Consider the following 18,532-nt stretch of genomic DNA (forward strand, 5'->3'; position numbering starts at 1 on the left):
TGTGTTGTCTACCACGTCCGGCCCGTCGGGGCGGCTCGGCGCGGTGCCCGGGCGCTCACAGGGGCAGCTCGGCGCGGATCTCGGTGGGGCCGCCGGTCGGGCTGACCACCACCAGTTCGCCACCGGCGGCCCGGACCCGGTCGGCGATGCCGGCCAGCCCGTGGCCCTTCGCCAGGTGCGCGCCGCCCTGTCCGTCGTCGCCCACCCGTACCTGCAGGTGGGTGCCCTGCCGGACCACCGCCACCGTGGCCTCCGTGGCCCGGCTGTGCTTGGCGACGTTGGTGAGTGCCTCGGACACCACGAAGTACGCGGTGTTCTCCACCGCCGGGTCGAGCCGCCCGGCGGGGGTGCCGAGCTGCGGGTCCACCTGGAGCTCGATCGGGATCAGCCCGCGCCCGGCGAGCGCCGCCAGGGCGCTGGGCAGACCCCGGTCGACCAGGATCGGCGGCGCGATGCCCCGGGACAGCGCCCGCAGCTCGGCCAGCGTGTCCCGGGTCTGGGTGACCGCCTCGTCGATGGTGCGCCCGGCCGCCTCCGGATCCGAGGCGAGCTGCATCCGGGCTCGGCTGAGGTCCATCGCCAGCCGGACCAGGCGCTGCTGGGGTCCGTCGTGGATGTCCCGTTCCAGCCGGCGTAGCGCGGAGGCCTCGGCGGACACCGCGGCCCGTTTCTGCTCCTCCAGCACGGTGATCCGGTCGCGCATCTCGGCCACCCCGGTCAGCATGGCCTTGGCGAAGCTGGCCTGCAGCAGTGCGCAGCCCCGCACCACGATCGGCAGGGTGATCAGGAAGAACACCCCGAGCGCGGTGTACAGGCCGATCCGGGCGGTGGTCGAGTCGCCCAGGCCGAGCAACTGCGCCAGGTCCTGGTCACCCTCGCCGTCGGCCCGGGGCAGCGCCCAGTCGTACGCCCAGTAGAGCGAGCCGGTGATGGCCGCGGCCCACCAGGACACCGTCACCACGAAGGTGCCCACCGCCGCGATCAGCCGCAGGATGCCGTGTGCCAGGTCGAGCCAGGACTGGGCGTCCCGCATCGGCACGAAGATCCGCCGCCAGGCGTTCGCGCCGGCCTCGGGCAGCCGGTAGTGCGGCCGGATCCGGGGTTGGTGGAGCACCGCGGGCAGCCGCAGCCGCTCGACGTCGGCCAGCCCACGGGCGGCGTACAGGGTGCCGCTGAGGATCGGTAGGCCGATCACCGTGACCACCAGGCCGATGCCGACCGCGAGGCCGACGACGAGGAGGACGAAGCTGGCCACCGCCAGGGGCAGGCCCAGCACCACGTACCCGGAGTCGACGAAGAGTTGGCGGGGGATGCTCGGTGCCAGCGTCGGTCGGTCGCTGGTGGCGGCAACGGCGGTCATGCCCAAAGGCTAGGCAGCCGGGCGCGGTGTCCCCATCCCGAAACCCCGCCTCTCCTCCGTAGTGCTGCCCCTACCACCGCCGGGACGACCCGGGCCAGGGGCCGGCGCGGGATTGGTCAGAGAAGTCGGGATTGAGCAATAATCGCCCGGGCGGTGAGTGGACCAGGCCGTTCAATCGATCTTGTGGGATGGAGGTGCTGGTGCTGTCGCGCCACGCAGCGGCAAGATCGCGATTTGTGCACGTCTTCACAAGCGCCTACGCTGTGACTCCGACGCGCCCTGCTAGCACAGCCGGCAATCTCGGTCGCCAGCGGGAGTCCACAAACGGCCGACCAGCGGAGTTGGCCGAGGATCGCACCGCACGGAGTCTCATGAGTCAGCACCGTCACCCAGGCGCGCCCGGCCGCGCCGGTGCCGTACCGGCGCTCCCGGACCTGCCCGAGGCGACCGTCGCTCGGCTCCCGGAGTACCTGCGCGCGCTGCACAACCTGGCCGACACCGGGCACGAGACGGTCTCCAGCGAAGGCCTCTCCGCCGCCGCCGGGGTCAACTCCGCCAAGCTCCGCAAGGACCTCTCGCACCTCGGCTCGTACGGCACCCGGGGCGTCGGCTACGACGTCGCGCTGCTGATCGAGCAGATCGAGTATGTGCTCGGGCTCACCCAACGCCGGGCTGTCGCCCTGGTCGGCGTGGGTAATCTCGGTCACGCTCTGGCCGGCTACGACGGCTTCGCCAGCCGGGGCTTCCGGATCGCCGCACTGCTCGACGCCGATCCCTCCCGGGTCGGTGAGGAGATCAACGGCCTGGTGGTCCGGCATGTCGACGACCTGCCGACGGTCGCCGCCGAGGAATCCCTGGCGATCGGCGTGATCGCCACTCCGGCAGCCGCCGCCCAGCAGGTCGCCGACCAACTGGTCGCCGTCGGCGTGACGAGCATCCTCAACTTCGCGCCGTGCGTACTCTCGGTTCCGGAGGGGGTCGACGTGCGCAAGGTCGACCTCGCCATCGAGCTGCAGATTCTGTCCTTCCACGAGCACCGCAAGGCGTCGCTGACCGCGCTGCCCGCCACCGGCGGGTCCGCTCTCACCGCCCTGCCCGGCGGGTTCGCGGCCACCGACACCCAGGAGGCGATCGGCACGTGAAACTGCTTGTCGTCGGCGCGTCCTACCGGACCGCCCCGGTCGCCACGCTGGAGCAGCTGGCCGTGCCCCCCGCCGACCTCACCCGCACCCTGGACCGCCTGGTCGCCCAGCCGTACGTGGCCGAGGCGGTGATCGTCTCCACCTGCAACCGGGTGGAGGTGTACGCCGCCGTGTCCGGTTTCCACGGCGGGCTCGGCGACATCTGCGCCGTGCTGGCCGAGCAGGCCGGCAGCTCGCCGACGGCGCTGGCCAGCCACCTGTACGTGCACTACGACACCGCTGCCGTGGACCACGTCTTCCGGGTCGCCACCGGTCTGGACTCGATGGTGGTGGGCGAGGCGCAGATCCTCGGCCAGCTGCGTGACGCGTACCACTGGGCCACCGGCGCCGACTCGGCCGGCCGGCTGCTGCACGAGCTCATGCAGCAGGCGCTGCGGGTCGGCAAGCGGGCGCACGCCGAGACCGGCATCGACCGGGCCGGCCAGAGCGTCGTCACCGCCGCGCTGGAGCTGGCGGCCGGGCACTTCGACGGTGACCTCGTCGGCCGTCCGGCCCTGGTGGTGGGCGCTGGCGCGATGGGTTCGCTCGGGGTGGCCACGCTGTCCCGGCTGGGCGCCGGGCCGCTCATCGTCAGCAACCGGGGTGCCGACCGGGCCGTCCGCCTCGCCGAGTCGTACGGGGCGAGCGCCGCGCCGATGACCGAGCTGGCCGACACCCTCTCCACAGTGGACATCGTAGTGGCCGCCACCGCGTCCACTGAACCGGTCCTCACCCGGGCGGTGGTCACCACGGCGCTGGCCGAACGCGACCCGGCCCGGGGCCCGCTGGTCCTGCTCGACCTGGCCGTTCCGCGCGACGTCGAGGAGGGCGTCGCCGAGCTGCCCGGCGTCGAGGTGATCGACATCGACCGGATGGCGGGGCTGCTCGCCGACGGTCCGGCGGCCGCCGACGCCGCAGCCGTCGAACGCATCGTGCTCGGCGAGGTGGAGGGCTTCCTCACCTGGTTGCGCGGCGCCGACGTGGCGCCCACCGTGGCCGCGCTGCGGGGCCGGGCCGACGACGTGGTCAGCGCCGAGCTGCGCCGGCTGGCGCAGCGCCGCCCCGACCTCGGCGACGACCTGCGGGCCGAGGTGGCCCGCACCGTGCACCGGGTCGTGCAACGACTGCTGCACCAGCCCACCGTCAAGGTCCGCCAGCTGGCCGCGGAGCCCGGCGGCGACCAGTACGCCGCACTGCTGCGCGAGCTGTTCGACCTCGAGGTGCCGCAGACCTCACCGGTCGACACCGTCCCCGACGTGCTGACCCCCGACCTCGGCCTGGCGCTCCCCGGCACCGGCCCGGTGTCCGCTGCCGACACCGCCGAACCGACCCCACCAACCGGAGGTGCGCGATGACCGCCCCCCTGCGCCTCGGCACCCGGGGCAGCACCCTGGCGATGGCCCAGTCCGGCCAGGTCGCCGAGGCGGTGACCGCCGCCACCGGCCGCCCGGTCGAGCTGGTCGAGGTGGTCACCGCGGGCGACCGCTCCACCGCGCCGGTGCACCGGCTGGGCGTCGGGGTGTTCGTCTCCGCCCTGCGCGACGCGCTCACCGCCGGGACGATCGACTTCGCGGTGCACTCGTACAAGGACCTGCCCACGGCCGGCGCCGGCGGGCTGCACATCGCGGCGGTGCCGGCCCGGCAGGACCCGCGCGACGCGTTGGTGGCCCGCGACGGCCGCACCCTCGCCGAGTTGCCGCCCGGTGCCACGGTGGGCACCGGCGCGCTGCGCCGGATCGCCCAGTTGCACGCCCTCGGCCTGCAACTGGAGGTCACCCCGATCCGCGGCAACATCGACACCCGCCTGGGGCGGGTGCTCGGTCCGGACGCCGACCTCGACGCGATCGTCCTGGCCCGGGCCGGTCTGGCCCGCATCGGCCGGACCGACGTGATCACCGAGACGTTGGACCCGATGCTGATGCTGCCCGCCCCCGCTCAGGGGGCGCTGGCCGTGGAGTGCCGGGTCGACGACCAGGACCTGGTCGGGCTGCTCGCGCTGCTCGACCACGCACCGTCGCGTGCCGCGGTCACCGCGGAACGCGCGTTTCTGGCAACCCTGGAGGCCGGGTGCAGCGCACCCGTCGCCGCCTATGCCGAACTCGCCGAAGGCGAGACCGGCGATGAGATCTACCTGCGCGGGGCGGTGATCAGCCCGGACGGCACTCGTGACCTCCGGCTGTCCCGCACCGGAACGCCCGCCGACGCGGCGGAGATCGGTAAGGCACTCGCCGCCGAACTCCTCGACCTCGGCGCCGACTCGATCCTCGGCCACGAAGGACACACCGGCCCGGGGACCCAGCAATTTGGGAGCACAGAATGACCCGCACCCGTAAGCCCGTCGGCCGTATCGCGTTCGTCGGGGCTGGCCCCGGTGACCCGGGCCTGCTGACCCGTCGGGCCCACGACGCCCTGGTCGACGCCGACCAGGTGATCTACGACCGGGGAGTCCCCGAGTCGTTGCTCGCCGTCGTGCGTGCCGAGGCCTCCGACGATGCCGAGTTCACCCCGGCCGAGGGCGCGCCGGGGGATGTGGCGAAGGTGCTGATCTCCGCGGCCCGCTCCGGGCTGAACGCGGTGCACCTGGTCGCCGGCGACCCGTTCGGGCACGACTCGGTGGTCAAGGAGGTGCAGGCGGTGGCCCGCACCGCCGCCCACTTCGAGGTGGTGCCCGGCGTCGGCCAGGCCGAGGGTGTGGCCACCTACGCCGGGGTCCCGCTGCCGGGTGTGCGTACCGCCGCCGACGTCGAGGACGTCAGCGCGCTGGACTTCGAGGCGCTGGCCACGGCGGTCGGTCGGGGCTCGCTCGCGCTCGCCGTGGACGCCGGTGACCTCGCCGCCGTCCGGGACGGGCTGCTCGCCGCCGGGGTCGACGGCACCACCGGTGTCGGGGTGACCGGCGACGGCACCGGCGAGACCCAGTACACGACCACGTCGACGGTGGACAGCTTCGTGGCCGCCGCGCTCGGCTTCACCGGCCGGGTGGTGCTCACCGTCGGTGTCGGGGTGGGGCAGCGCGACAAGCTGAGCTGGTGGGAGAACCGCCCGCTGTACGGCTGGAAGGTGCTCGTACCCCGCACCAAGGAGCAGGCCGGCGCGATGAGCGCCCGGCTGCGCGCGTACGGGGCGATCCCGTGCGAGGTGCCGACCATCGCGGTCGAGCCCCCGCGTACCCCGGCCCAGATGGAGCGGGCGGTCAAGGGCCTGGTCGACGGCCGGTACGCCTGGGTGATCTTCACGTCGGTGAACGCGGTCCGCGCGGTGTGGGAGAAGTTCGCCGAGCACGGCCTCGACGCCCGGCACTTCGGCGGCGTCAAGATCGCCTGCATCGGTGAGGCGACGGCGGACGCGGTCCGCGCGTTCGGCATCCAGCCGGAGCTGATCCCCGCCGGCGAGCAGTCCTCCGAGGGTCTGCTGGCCGAGTTCTCGCCGCACGACGAGATCCTCGACCCGGTGGGCCGGGTGCTGTTGCCGCGCGCTGACATCGCCACCGAGACGCTCGCCGCCGGGCTCACCGAGCGCGGCTGGGAGGTCGACGACGTGACCGCGTACCGGACGGTGCGGGCCGCGCCGCCGCCCGCCGAGATCCGCGACGCGATCAAGTCGGGTGGCTTCGACGCGGTGCTCTTCACCTCGTCGTCCACCGTGCGCAACCTGGTCGGTATCGCCGGGAAGCCGCACGCCCGGACCGTTGTTGCCGTCATTGGGCCCAAGACGGCGGAGACCGCGACGGAGTTCGGCCTGCGGGTCGACGTCCAGCCGCCGCACGCCTCGGTGCCCGACCTGGTGGAGGCGCTCGCCGCCTACGCCGTCGAGCTGCGCGAGAAGCTGGCCGCCATGCCGGCCAAGCAGCGCCGTGGCTCGAAGGTTCAGGGCCCGACCGCCCTGCGCTTCCGGTAGTCGTTCGAGGAGGCCCTTCCATGTCGTACCCCGAGATCCGGCCCCGCCGGCTGCGCCGCACCCCGGCGGTCCGCCGCCTGGTGTCCGAGACCCGGGTCGACCCGGCCGAGCTGGTCGTGCCGATGTTCGTCAAGGAAGGGCTCACCGAGCCCCGGGCCATCTCGTCGCTGCCGGGGGTGCTCCAGCACTCCCGGGACTCGCTGCGCAAGGCGGCGGTCGAGGCCGTCCAGGCCGGTGTCGGCGGGATCATGCTCTTCGGCGTACCGGAACAGCGGGACCCGACCGGCTCCGGCGGCATCGACCCGGACGGCATCCTCAACGTGGCCATCCGGGACGTGGTGGCCGAGGTGGGTGACGCCACCGTCGTGATGAGCGACCTGTGCCTCGACGAGTTCACCTCGCACGGGCACTGCGGGCTGCTCACCCCCGACGGCGCTGTCGACAACGACTCCACCCTCGCCGCGTACGCCGAGATGGCGGTGGCCCAGGCCGCCGCGGGGGTCGGCATGGTCGGGCCGTCCGGGATGATGGACGGCCAGGTCGGCGTGGTACGCCGGGCCCTCGACGCCGCCGGGTACCAGGACGTTTCCGTGCTGGCGTACGCCGTGAAGTACGCCTCCGCCTTCTACGGCCCGTTCCGTGAGGCGGTGGAGTCGGCGCTGGAGGGCGACCGGCGCACCTACCAGCAGGACCCGGCCAACCTGCGGGAGTCGCTGCGCGAGGTCGCGCTCGACGTCGCCGAGGGCGCCGACCTGGTGATGGTCAAGCCGGCGCTGCCCTACCTCGACGTGGTGTCGGCGGTGCGGGCCGCGGTGGACGTCCCGGTCGCCGCCTACCAGGTCTCCGGCGAGTACGCGATGGTCGAGGCGGCCGCCGCCAACGGCTGGATCGACCGGGAGCGGGTGATGCTGGAGACGCTCACCTCGATCAAGCGGGCTGGCGCGCAGGTCATCCTCACCTACTGGGCGGTCGAAGCCGCCCAGCTTCTGCGCGAGCGTTACTGACGCTCGTCCTACCCCTGACTGACTCTGCCCCTGGCCTGGCCACGCGGCCTCCTCGGGCGCGCCGGGCCGTAAGGGCTCGCCCAGCCGGCCGCGCGGAGTCCCGGGCCTCTCGGCCATGACGGCCAGGCTTCTTCGGCCCTCGTACGCGTTGGCCATTCGTCGCGTCGACCTACTCAGCGTGACCAGCCCAGCCGACCCGCCTTCCCTCTATTCCCCCTTTGCTCTGCACCCATGACGGCGACACCCACGGTCCGTTAGCGGTGCATATCGAACTGCAGAGCAAAGGACACGGTCTGCGGTTGGGGGTCTGGTGGCCAGGGTTGAGTTTTGCCTGGTCTGGCCGGTTTCGGTCGCTGCCTGCCGGGTCGACTGGACCAGGCGGCGCGAAATCCATGACACAAAGTAATGATGGCGCTGCCAGAGGTCGCCAACACGGACAGTGGTCGGCGGTACAAGGTGTTATCCACAGGCCGGCTCGTTGTCCACAGGCGCGGCCGGCGGGATTGCGGCAGGCTCCGCCAGGCGGGACGGTGACGGCATGAGCGATTCGTCAGCCGCAGCCGAGCCGGTCCTCCTCAGCGAGCCTTCCGACGTGCCCTGGCCGGCCGGCGGTATCGTCCGCGCGGTCCGCCGTCGCGCTGACCTCAGCCAGCGTGAGCTGGCCCGCTGGGCGGGCGTGCACCACGCCACCATCGGCCGGATCGAGGCCGGCCGGATGGTGCCGAGCATCGTCCTGCTCCGGCGCATCATCGCGGTGGTGGGCTGCCGGTTGGCAGTGGTGGACGAGTTCGGCCGGGTGCTGAAACCGATGCGCGACTGGCAGGACACCCGCAACGGCGCGGAGCGCCGCTACCCATCGCACCTGGACACCATCCTCGACCCCGAGTTGGGGGAGTGGTGGGCGGACATCTACGGGCTGGCCCGCCCGCCGGAGACGTTCTACCGCAATCGGGAGGTCCGGGACGCGATGCGTCGGCGCAGCCAGTGGGAGGTGCGGGTGGCCCAGAACCGGCACCTGTCCCCGCCGCCCTGGCCGCCGCGCGGAGTGCTCTGACCTCGGCACGAGAGAGGCCCGCCGACCCGGTACGGGTCGACGGGCCTCGCCGGAACGCGCGACGTCAGTCGTCGTTGATGATCGTGCCGACCGCGAGCGGATCAGCCAGCCGGAGACCGGGTACGCCGGCAACCAGCAACGTCACCTTCTCGTCCGACTCCCGTTTGCGGTCACCGCGCACTGTCACCGGGAAGGTGACCGACGTCTGCCCGGCGGCGAGCGCCTTGCAGCCCGCGTACGGGTCGAAGTCCGAGCCGGCCTGCGCGGTGACGCCGACGGTCGCGGCACAGAGCAGCACCGGCTGCGACAACGGTCGCGACACGGTGGCGGTGAAGGTGAGCTGCCTCGTGCCCTGGTCGCCCTCGACCACCGTCGCGTCGGCCACCGTCAACGACGCACGGGACCGGAACCGGGCCACCTGCGGGTCGTGGTCACTGGAACCCCGTGACCCGTCGCCGGTGAACTCCGCCGGCCAGTCGGCGTTGATGTGCGCCGCCCGCACCTGCACCAGGTCGCCGTAGAACGCGTCGTTCACGAACAGGTGGTCCAGTGTCTGCGCCTGTCCCTCGAAACTGTACGAGTAGGCCGACGCCGGCACGTCCGCGACGAGATTGTCCCACAGATTGTGCAGGCCCGCCTCGTACAGCGGGGCGAGCTGGTCCGACGGCGTGGGCTGGTCACCCGTCGCGATCGGATCGTCCGGGCGGGGGAAGACGTTCAGGTCCCCGCCGTAGACCACCCGGGCGGACCCGTCGGCCGCCTCGATCGCGGTGACGATCGCCGCACCGTAGCGCGCCTGCTCCCGCCGCTGCCCGACCCGGCTGTCCGGCCCGGACGAGTAGTGGTTGCTGAGCGCGTACAGGGTGAACCGCTCGGCGGAACCCGGCGCGGCGGCAACCCTGAACTTGCCCAACTGCGGGGCACGGGTGAAGACGTTGGTCCCGTCCCGGCCGGTCGAGGTGTCCACATCCGACGGCAGCACCGCGTTGAGGGCCTTCGGGTTCTGCACGTCGGCGTTGGCCGGCAGGCCCGGAGCCCGGTACTGAACGGTCGGTGCCGAGCCCAGCAGCGGGTCGTTCGCCGCCGCGGCGGCCAACGACAGCCGGTCCGTGCGGTACAGGAACGCGGCGGTGATACCCCGGGCGTCCGCGCCGGTGCGGTCATAGGCGGCGGCGTACGCGGGCCCACCGGCCGCCGCCACCGTGAGCGCCAACTCCTGGATGCTGTCCGGGGCGCCGTCGGCGTTGTTGGTGTCGCCGCAGCTCAACGCGGCCCCGAAGACCGTGCAGATGTCCTGGTCCTCGGCCTCCTGCACCAGGATCAGGTCCGGCGCGTGCAGATCCTTGACGATCTGGTCGGCGAGCGCCGCCAACTGCTCGCGGTACTCCGCCTCGCTGCCCGGGACGTAGTCGAACGGCGGGGTGACACCCGGACAGCCGGCGTTACCGGTGAAGTCGCAGCCGTCGAACGGGTCGTCCCGGTAGTCGTACAGGTTCTCCACGTTGTAGGTGGCCACTGCCACCTCCTGGGACCGGTCGGCCGGCTTGGGCGGGTTGTTCTTCGACGGGTCGGCCCCGGCGGCGAACTCCGCCCGCTCGACCTGGACGCCGTACTTCTCGAACGAGTAGTAGACCCCGCCCACCGCGTCCGCCCGCAGCGTGTCGAAGGTGTGCGCCGGCGGGAGCAGCGCGGCGCTGTCCCCGGCGGTGGCCTTCACACCCATGCTGCCGAGCAGCGTCCGCTGGCCGTTACCGTCGTCGAAGCGGCGGGCCGGGTCGTTGTCCAGCGGGTGCGAGTCGCGGAAGACCCGCCGGGAGTACGGGTCGGCGCGGTCCAACAGCGGGTCGTCACGGTCGACCACCCACAGCTCCGCGTCGGCGGTGGAGGAGAAGACGTCCCGGCCGCTCACCGCGCCGCTGCCCGCGCGGATCCGCATCCGGGAGCCCTCGTGCCGCTCCCAGAAGCGCTGCGCGTCGGTCAGCACGGCCGGCGGGACCGCGTCGGTCACCGCGACAGCGGTGTCCACGGCCAGGCCACCGCCGATCCGGCGGACCAGCGACGCACCGGAGAGCTGGGTGAAGTTGTAGTACTCCGACACCCGGGCCCGCAGCACGACCTCGTCGCCGACCGTCGGCACGTAACCGCCGATCAGCGAGGTGAACGCGCCCATGAACACGAAGATCCCGTCGGAACTGGTCGGGTCGCCGTCGGTGTCACCAATGCGGCTCTGCAGGAAGAACCCGTGCTGATCCGCCCCGGCCGAGGTGCGGGCCACTGTCAACTGGGTGATCACGCCGCGGACGTCGTACATCGTGCTGCTCGTGCCGTTGCCGCTCGACGGCGCGAGCGGTGACCGGTCGGCGGGCCCGGACTCGGCGTCGGTGGTCGGACCCTGCACCTCGCCGACGGTCAGCTCCCGGGTCACCTGCACGGCCAGCGCGCAGCTGGCGGTGCCACCGCCCGCGTCGGTCGCGGTGAGGGTGACGGTGTACGCCCCGGCGGCGAGATCGGCGCTCACCCCGACAGTGGCGCGGGCGGTGCCGCCCACCCCGTCGGCCGGGGTGAACGCGGTACGGGTGATCGAACCGGTGGTCGGCGTCGGGCTGACCGCCGTCACCGCCAGGTCGACGATCGTGTCGTCCGGGTCGGTGCCGGTCACCTCCCGGCTCGCCGCCGTGCCGGCGGCGGTGACAAGGGCGCCGCCGCAGGTCAGCGTGGCCGGTACGTCGACCGGGCCGCCGCCGTCCACGGTGTGCGCGCCCAGCCCGTCGAACGTGTCGACGGGGAAGCCGGCCCACTGGGTGGCAGGGTCGAACGCGTCCGACGGGTCGGTGTCACCGGCGGTCACGTTCGGCATCCGGCGCAGGGTGTTGTCAGCGGTGCTGGTGACGCCGGCACCCCACTCGGTGCCCGGGTCGACGCCGACCTGCCCGATCGAGTCGAGCACCGTGCTGCCCCGGCGCAGCACGATCGCGTCGTCGCCGTTGAAGAGGCTCGCCCCGGTGGTCTGATCGGCCTGGGCGAGGACGGCGGCCCCGGCCGAGGCGCTGGCGAACACGAACGCGTCGCCGGCCGCCACGCTGCCGGTCAGGGCGATGGTGGTCGCCGTGGTGGAGCCGTTGAAGTAGAGCTGCAACTGGTAGCCGCCGGCGGTCAGGTCGATGGCGGAACCGGTGCCGTTGAACAGCTCGATCGCCTTGTTGTTCGACGAACCCTCGACGTACTCCGAGATGAACAGGTCGGTGGGCGCGGCGCTGGCCGCGGTGGGTGCGACGCCGAGCGCCGTGACAGTCACGGCGACGGTGGCGGTCGCGAGCGCGGCGATTGAGCGGCGCGGGCGCATAGGGCCTCCACGATGGGTGGACGGGGTCAACGCACGTTAAGGTGCGCGACTGTCCACCGTCCATCCCCTAATGGACAGTTTCGTGAATTCCTCAGCGTGGCGGATCGAGGCGGTGCACCAGCTCAGCGACGTCGACGCTGTATTCGCACCAGTCCCGGTCCGGCCGGTAGCCCAGCTCCGCGTTGACCTTGAGCATCGCCTCGTTGGCCTGGGCGTTCCAGGTCTGCACCTCGATCAGCTCCGGCTCGGCGGAACGCAGCTCCAACAGCATCCTGGCCTTGATCGCCCGATCGATGCCGTAGCCCCGGTGATCCTGCGCGACGATCGTGTCGTACTGGTCGGCGCGGGTCGGGTGCTGCGCCGGCACCACCACCTCGGTCAGGCCGGCCACCTCGCCGCTCTGCTCGTGCCGGGCGAGCACGATGTACGGCTTCATGCCCCGTCGGTGCAGCGTGTCGAGGCTGTCGCGCAGCCGCTCCGGGTCGTACGAGCTGGGGCGCAACTCGCCGTCGTCGACGTCGCGCACCTCGGCCTTGGCCCGCGCGTACGCCTCGAGCAGGTCGTCCGGCGGCCCGCCCGGGAAGAACTCCACCTGGTAGCCCGCGCTGATGCCGGTGGCCATCTCGGCCAGCTCGGCCCAGTCCACCGCGGTCAGGTCGAGCACGCTGCGGGTCTCCACGTACTCCCGGTTGAAGCCGAGCGACTCGTAGAACCCGACGGCTGGCGTGTCGCCGACCACCTCGACCCCGATCGACTGGAAGCCCTCCTGGTAGACCCGGCGGGCGGCACGCAACACCAGGTCACGGCCGAGGCCGGTGCGCCGCACGGACGGGTGCACCAGCACCTCGAGAACACCGATGTCACCCAGAAGGAGGACGTGCACCTGGCCGAGCACCTCGCCCGTGTCGCCCGCAGCGGTCGGCTCGGCCTGGGCGATCCAGGAGATCCGCCGCTCGCCGGGCATCACCTCGGCGAGGTATTCCCGCAGCGAAGTCTCCCGCCAGGGCGGGTCCTGCGGCAGATCGGCCGCCAGGACCGCGTTCAGCGTGGCCAACAGCGACGCGATCTCGGCGGACGACGCGGTCCTGGGGTCCCACTCGCGCACCATCACCCGTCTAGCTTGCCGCTAACAGAGGCCTGGGGGAAGTGTCCAGTTCTCCAACGTATCGAGACGATCACTTCATGACCGACTGGCCCGTCCGTACCGGTTCGCGGTGTCGTAGACGTCCTGGGCGTAGCGCCGTACATCGTTGTAGGAGAGGATCGCGTTCCACCAGTCGCCCGGGATGCTGAGGTTCCGACCGCCCTTGCAGAGGTAATTTCCCGCTGCCAGGGCGGCGTCGTCCAGATCGTGCGGGTCCTTGCGGCCGTCGTTGTCGGCGTCCGCGCCGATCTCCTGCCAGGTGGTCGGGATGAACTGCATCGGTCCGATGGCGCGGTCCAGGGTCCGGTCCTCGTCGAGCGCGCCGTCGTCGGTGTCGATGATCCGCATCCGACCCTCCTTCCCGTCCAACGGCAGCCCGATGATGGGGGGCAGCGCCTTGCCGTCCTGCCCCAATCGCGCGCCGTTGGCCGAGCCGTGCCCCGATTCGACCTGACCGATCGCGGCCAGCGTGGTCCAGCTCAGTGCACAACTGCGGTTGGTCTGGGCGAGGACCAGCTCGGCGTAGCCGTACGCCTGCATGGCGACCGGGGGGACGCCGACCTTGGCGCCGACCTGCTGCGCCCAGCCGGCCAGGGCGTCCGACGGGCGGCCGCCGGTCACCGTGCCGGGCGGCAGCCCGGTGCCGGGCAACCCGCCGCTGGGCAGTGGGATGGTGGGCAACGGGCCGGTGGGCAGTGGCCCGGTGGGCAACGGGCCGGTGGGCTGGCCGGACGGTGCCGCCGTGGGTGCGACAGCGCCCGGCGCGGCCGAGGCGTCCACAGCCACCGGACGCGGTGCGCGGATCGTGGCCGGTACGAGCAGCGCTCCCGCCGCGGCGGTCGCCGCCACCAGCGCCAGCAGGAAGACGCCGGGCAGGGTCAGCCGACCACTGGGCCGGCCGGCCCAGGCCCGGGTGGCCCGCGCGGCGGCTGCTGCCGCCTGGCGCGGCGGCACACGTACCGCGTGCGCGAACTGCACCCGTCGCCGACGGGCCGGGCCGGACGCCGGCACCGCCGGCAGCTCATCCACAGTGGTCTTCGCCAGATCCATCGCACCGGCGGTGGCTCCGGTCTTCGCGTCGTCGGCCTTGGGCGTCTCGGCCTTCGCGGTCTCGATCTTCGCGTCGTCCGGCTTGACCGTCTCGGTCTTCGCGTTGTCGGCCTTGGGCGTCTCGGCCTTCGCGGCCTCGGCCTTTGCTTCCTCGGCCTTTGCTTCCTCGGCCTTGACCGTTTCGATCTTTGCGTCGTCTGCCTTGACTGTCCCGGTCTTTGCGCCAGCAGGTTGGGGCGTCGCCGCCTTGGCCGCCTCGGTCCTGGGGGCCTCGGTGTTGGCCTCGGGCGCCGTCGGCGAGGCGGGCACAGTGGCCGGTGGCGTGGCCGCCGCGCCCTTCGAACGTCCGCTCAGCCAGGGACGGCGCGGGCGGGGCACCGCGCGCACCGGATCGGGCGCGGCCCCCGAACCTTCGAGTGGCCCCTCCAGCGGCGCGGCCGGTCGTAACGGTTGCACACGCGTGTCGTCCTCGCCGTCCACCACCTGTTGAGTATCACCCATACTCCGCCAACCGCCAGATCCACGTACGCTGGGTGGCATGCCCCGGTACGAGTTCCGCTGCCGCGCCTGCGGCGACACCTTCGAGGTCAACCGTCCGATGGTGGCTGCCGGTGAGCCGGCCAACTGCCCACAGGGACACGCCGACACGGTCAAGCTTCTTTCCGCGGTCGCGGTCACCGGCCGGGGCGGTGCCGCCGGTGGTGCCCAGACCCCCGCCGCCGGTGGCTGCTGCGGCGGTGCCTGCGGCTGCTGATCGGGCCAATTCGCCGCCGCCTGATGGTCCGGCCTTGCCGGGATCGGGTCCGAGTGGCACGTTGAGGCGGCATCTGCCCGGCCGTTCTCACGATGCGTGATCGCTCGAACTCAGGCAGCATGAACCCGACGTCACGGGCGGAGGTTCCTCGCATGTCGCCACGGATCCAGCTCCCGAGCGGTTGGGTGACCTTCGTGTTCACCGATATCGAGGGCTCGACCCGGCTGGCCCAGCTGCTGGGTCCGGACTATCGCCCGGTGCTCGCCGCGCATCGACGGTTGCTGCGCCGCACGCTGGCCAGCACTGGTGGCGCGGAGCTGCTGACCGAGGGCGACTCGTTCTTCCTGGCCTTCGAGGACGCCACCGCGGCGATGACCGCGTGCCTGACCGCCCAGCGCGCGCTGGCCAGCCACGACTGGCCCACCGCCGAAGCCGCGCCGCGGGTGCGGATGGGCCTGCACACCGGCTACGCCGAGCCGCGCGACGGCGAGTACGCCAGCCCCGAGGTGCACCGGGCCGCCCGGGTGGCCGCCGCCGCGCACGGCGGACAGGTGCTCTGCACGGCGTCCACCGCACGTCGGGCCGAGCCGATGCCGCCGGGTGCGACACTGCTCGACCTCGGTCTGCACCGGCTACGCGGCTTCGACGACCGGGAACGACTGTTCCAACTGGTGGCCCCGGGCCTGGAGCGGCAGTTCCCCCGGCCCCGCACCGCCGACGCGGTGGCGCACAACCTGCCCACCCAGGTGACGTCGTTCGTCGGCCGGCAGGCCGAACGCATCGAGCTGGGCCTGCTGGTGCGGCAGCACCGCCTGGTCACCGTGCTGGGCGCGGGTGGCGCGGGCAAGACCCGACTCGCGGTGGAGCTGGCCAGCGGAGTTGTCGAGGCGTACCCGGACGGGGTCTGGTTCGTCGACATCGCCTCGGTGACCGACCCGGGGCTGGTGGCGTTCGCCATCGCCGCGGTGCTGGGCCTGCGTCCCGAGCCCGGCCGGCCGATGCTGGACACCCTCGTCGAGTACGCGGCCAACCGCCGGATGCTTGTCGTACTGGACACCTGCGACACCCAACCGGCCGCCTGCGCGGAGGTGATCGCGCGGTTGCTGTCCGGCGGGAGCGGGGTGCGGGTGCTGGCGACGAGTCGCGAGTCGTTCAGCCTGCCCGGCGAGGTGGTGTGGCGCATTCCGCCGCTCTCGGTCGACCCGCGCGCCGACGGTGCGGAGAGCGACGCGGTGGCGCTGCTGCTGGACCGCACGGCGGCGGCGCGTGGCGGTCGGCAGCCGGACCCGGCCGAGTCCGCCGACCTGCGTCGGGTCGTGCAGCGGCTGGACGGGCTGCCGCTCGCCATCGAGTTGGCCGCCGCCCGGCTGCGGGTGCTCTCCGTCGGCCAGCTCGCCGAGCGGCTGGACGATGTCCTCGGCACCCTGGACGCCGGCCGGGTGGACCCGGACCCGCCGCCGGTGGAGCGGGGCTGGTCCGGCAACCAGCAGGACACCGTGGACCTGGTCGCGGCGGCGGCCGGTGCGTCACCGCCGAGCCCGGCGAGCCGGGCGGTGCAGCGTTCGGCCACCGAACGGCATCTGACCATGCAGGCCACCGTCACCTGGTCGTACCGGACGCTGGGGCCCCGGGCCGCCCGCCTGCTGCGGTGGCTGGCGGTCTTCGCCGGCCCGGTGGATCTGGAGACGGTGGAATGGCTACTGGGTGACGACCCGCTGGACCCGCTCTCGGTGCTGGTGGACAAGTCGATGGTGTTGGCCGAGCCGAGGGCCGCCGGCAGCACCTACCGGATGCTCGACCCCATCCGGGCGTACGCGGCGCGGCGGCTGGCCGAGGCGGGTGAGGAACAGGCCGCTCGGGACCGGCACGTGGCCTGGTCGGCCCACGCGTTGGACCGGGCCCACCTGGGCCAGGACGGCCGGCCGGTGACGCTGTCGTTGTATTCCCTCGACCCGCTGGCGGGGGAGCTGCGCGCCGCGCTGCGCTGGTGCGCCACCGGCGGCAGCGCCCGCGCCGGTCTCGGTCTGGCGGGCGGGCTGGACCAGTGGTGGCTGGAGCGGGGCCTGGCCCGGGAGGGGCGGCTGTGGCTGTTCCGGCTGTACGGGCGGATCGCGGAGACGGGAGAGCGGATCCCGGAGGCGGAGCTGGCGGCGGCGTACCACATGCACTCGTTGCACGCGAGCGCCGATGGCGAGTTCGCCGAGGAGCTGCGCTACTCCCAGCGGGCGGAGGCGGCGGCCCGGCAGGCCGGTGACGCCGGTCTGCTGGCCCGGGTGCTCGCCGGCCGGGCCGCGCCGCTGGTGGACATGGGGCAGTTCGTCGAGGCCGAGCGGGTGTGCCGGGAGGTCATCGACTGGGCGCACGGGCAGGACGTGGTCGGCGAGGCGCTGTTCGCGGTGTTCAGCCTGGCTGAGCTGCTCTGGCGGCGGGGTGCCCTGGAGGAGGCGGCGGAGCTGTTGGGCGCGGTGCGTCCGGTGGAGGCGGCCCGCCCCGTGGAGCGCGGCCGGCGTTCGGTGGACATGCTGCTCGGGATGGTCGCGTTGGCCCGTGGCGATGTGATCGCCGCCCACGAGCACCTGCTGGTGGCGTTGCGTTCGCGGATGGGCCACGGCTACCACGGCCGGGCGTGTGACACCTTGAACGCGGTCGCGGTGCGGTGTGCGATCGGCGGGGAGCGGTTGACCGCCGCCCGACTGTTCGGTGCCGCGCAGGCGACCCGGGCGAGCATGCGGGCCACCCCGGGGATCTTCGGCGGTTACTGGGCGCAACAGCAGGGGGAGTTGCGCGCGGTGCTGGGCGACGCGGCCTTCGACGACGCGTACGGCGAGGGTGCCGAACTGGGGTTGGACGAGGCCGCCGCGCTCGCACTGGACGTGGAACACCCGGACCTCGCGGCGGATTCGACCCGCTTCAGTACGGGCCTGTCCCAGCCGACCCCACGCCGTCCCGCCGACCCCGACCGCCACCCGGCCACCCGCACCGAAGGCGCCTAACCCCCACCCTGGCCCACCCCCTGTCCGTGTTGATCAAGAGGTTTGCGTCAGAAAACGCGCCTCCGGTGACCGAAACCTCTTGATCAACACAGTTCAGGGGGTGGGGTTCAGCGGTTACTGGCGGGCTTTGGCTTCGGCGTCGGCCTTCATTCGGGCGGCGCGGTCGATGTCGGCCTGCTGGACGGCTGCCACCGAACCGAAGATGCTGACCGCCTGGTAGTAGGTCCAGGCCAGGCTGTAGCAGGCCGGCCGGACGACCGAGTTGTACGTGGCGCAGACCCGCTTCAGGTCCTCGTAGAAGGCGCTGTCGAGGCGGGACTTGTTGGCGGGGAACTGGCCGACCGCCTTGTAGTTGCGGTAGCCGAAGTCGTGCCGGTAGCAGCCCAGGTTGAAGGTGAACCCGAGCGGGTTGTCGGGGCTGGACGAGCAGTAGTCGGTGGACCAGTTGAAGTTGTACTCGGCCCAGGGGGCCCGGTTGACCCGGGCGCTGTTCCACGAGTTGTAGCTGGACGCGCTGGTCTGGGTCCAGCTCGACAGCACGGAGAGCTTCTGGGTGGGGGTGACGGCGGCGGCGGGGGAGGCGATGGTGAGGGTGGCGAGCAGCGCTAACGCGCCCGAGGCGAGCAGGGTGGCGAGACGTCGGGGCACGGGTTACCTCCGCGGGGGGTGAGCGGTGGGACCGAAGTTACCGGCGGGTTACCGGATGTCGATGAGTGTCGATCAGCTGATCAACTACGCGGTATGTGCCTCGC

The 18,532-nt window shown here is 72.6% G+C and carries 13 protein-coding genes; 8 read left to right on the forward strand and 5 right to left on the reverse strand.

Going from position 1 to position 18,532, the window contains the following annotated elements:
- Window positions 1-55: 55 nt before the first annotated feature.
- A complete protein-coding gene (locus tag IF22_RS0107155) occupies window positions 56-1,360 on the reverse strand; it encodes a sensor histidine kinase (protein ID WP_030329746.1) in 1,305 nt (434 codons plus the stop codon).
- A 371-nt stretch (window positions 1,361-1,731) separates the two neighbouring features.
- Between IF22_RS0107155 and IF22_RS0107160 the strand changes: the two genes are divergently transcribed.
- The 6 genes from IF22_RS0107160 (at window position 1,732) to IF22_RS32910 (ending at window position 8,496) form a co-directional block, all read left to right on the forward strand.
- The gene (locus IF22_RS0107160) at window positions 1,732-2,502 is read left to right on the forward strand and encodes a redox-sensing transcriptional repressor Rex (protein WP_030329747.1); all 771 of its coding nucleotides are present in this window, start codon (window positions 1,732-1,734) and stop codon (window positions 2,500-2,502) included.
- Entirely contained in the window at window positions 2,499-3,896 is a 1,398-nt protein-coding gene (locus IF22_RS0107165) for a glutamyl-tRNA reductase (RefSeq protein ID WP_030329748.1), read from the forward strand. Before IF22_RS0107160 ends, IF22_RS0107165 begins: the two co-directional genes overlap by 4 nt.
- Window positions 3,893-4,861 (forward strand): hydroxymethylbilane synthase, encoded by a 969-nt coding sequence (gene hemC, locus IF22_RS0107170; RefSeq protein ID WP_030329749.1) that lies wholly within the window; start codon window positions 3,893-3,895, stop codon window positions 4,859-4,861. Before IF22_RS0107165 ends, hemC begins: the two co-directional genes overlap by 4 nt.
- On the forward strand, window positions 4,858-6,438 hold the full coding sequence (locus IF22_RS0107175; protein WP_030329750.1) for a bifunctional uroporphyrinogen-III C-methyltransferase/uroporphyrinogen-III synthase: 1,581 nt from the start codon (window positions 4,858-4,860) through the stop codon (window positions 6,436-6,438). The genes hemC and IF22_RS0107175 overlap by 4 nt, the downstream gene beginning before the upstream one ends.
- A gap of 20 nt (window positions 6,439-6,458) precedes the next feature.
- On the forward strand, window positions 6,459-7,442 hold the full coding sequence (gene hemB, locus IF22_RS0107180) for a porphobilinogen synthase (protein ID WP_030329752.1): 984 nt from the start codon (window positions 6,459-6,461) through the stop codon (window positions 7,440-7,442).
- Between the two features lie 538 nt (window positions 7,443-7,980).
- The gene (locus tag IF22_RS32910) at window positions 7,981-8,496 is read left to right on the forward strand and encodes a helix-turn-helix transcriptional regulator (RefSeq protein WP_081883737.1); all 516 of its coding nucleotides are present in this window, start codon (window positions 7,981-7,983) and stop codon (window positions 8,494-8,496) included.
- Window positions 8,497-8,560: 64 nt separating this feature from the next.
- Here IF22_RS32910 and IF22_RS0107190 read toward each other — a convergent pair whose 3' ends face one another.
- The 3 genes from IF22_RS0107190 to IF22_RS0107200 form a co-directional block, all read right to left on the reverse strand.
- Entirely contained in the window at window positions 8,561-11,839 is a 3,279-nt protein-coding gene (locus IF22_RS0107190) for a lamin tail domain-containing protein (protein ID WP_030329755.1), read from the reverse strand.
- 91 nt (window positions 11,840-11,930) lie between these two features.
- The gene (locus tag IF22_RS0107195; RefSeq protein WP_030329756.1) at window positions 11,931-12,947 is read right to left on the reverse strand and encodes a GNAT family N-acetyltransferase; all 1,017 of its coding nucleotides are present in this window, start codon (window positions 12,945-12,947) and stop codon (window positions 11,931-11,933) included.
- A gap of 72 nt (window positions 12,948-13,019) precedes the next feature.
- On the reverse strand, window positions 13,020-14,534 hold the full coding sequence (locus IF22_RS0107200) for a lytic transglycosylase domain-containing protein (RefSeq protein ID WP_156057374.1): 1,515 nt from the start codon (window positions 14,532-14,534) through the stop codon (window positions 13,020-13,022).
- Window positions 14,535-14,571: 37 nt separating this feature from the next.
- Between IF22_RS0107200 and IF22_RS0107205 the strand changes: the two genes are divergently transcribed.
- Window positions 14,572-14,787, forward strand: a complete 216-nt coding sequence (locus IF22_RS0107205; protein WP_030329758.1) for an FmdB family zinc ribbon protein — start codon at window positions 14,572-14,574, stop codon at window positions 14,785-14,787.
- Between the two features lie 152 nt (window positions 14,788-14,939).
- Window positions 14,940-17,780, forward strand: a complete 2,841-nt coding sequence (locus tag IF22_RS32915) for an ATP-binding protein (RefSeq protein ID WP_036410998.1) — start codon at window positions 14,940-14,942, stop codon at window positions 17,778-17,780.
- A 114-nt stretch (window positions 17,781-17,894) separates the two neighbouring features.
- Here the strand turns inward: IF22_RS32915 and IF22_RS0107220 are convergent, their stop codons facing one another.
- A complete protein-coding gene (locus tag IF22_RS0107220) occupies window positions 17,895-18,428 on the reverse strand; it encodes a phospholipase (protein ID WP_030329759.1) in 534 nt (177 codons plus the stop codon).
- Between the last annotated feature and the right edge of the window lie 104 nt (window positions 18,429-18,532).

The sequence above is a fragment of the Micromonospora parva genome (assembly GCF_000718515.1).
GTDB lineage: Bacteria > Actinomycetota > Actinomycetes > Mycobacteriales > Micromonosporaceae > Micromonospora > Micromonospora parva.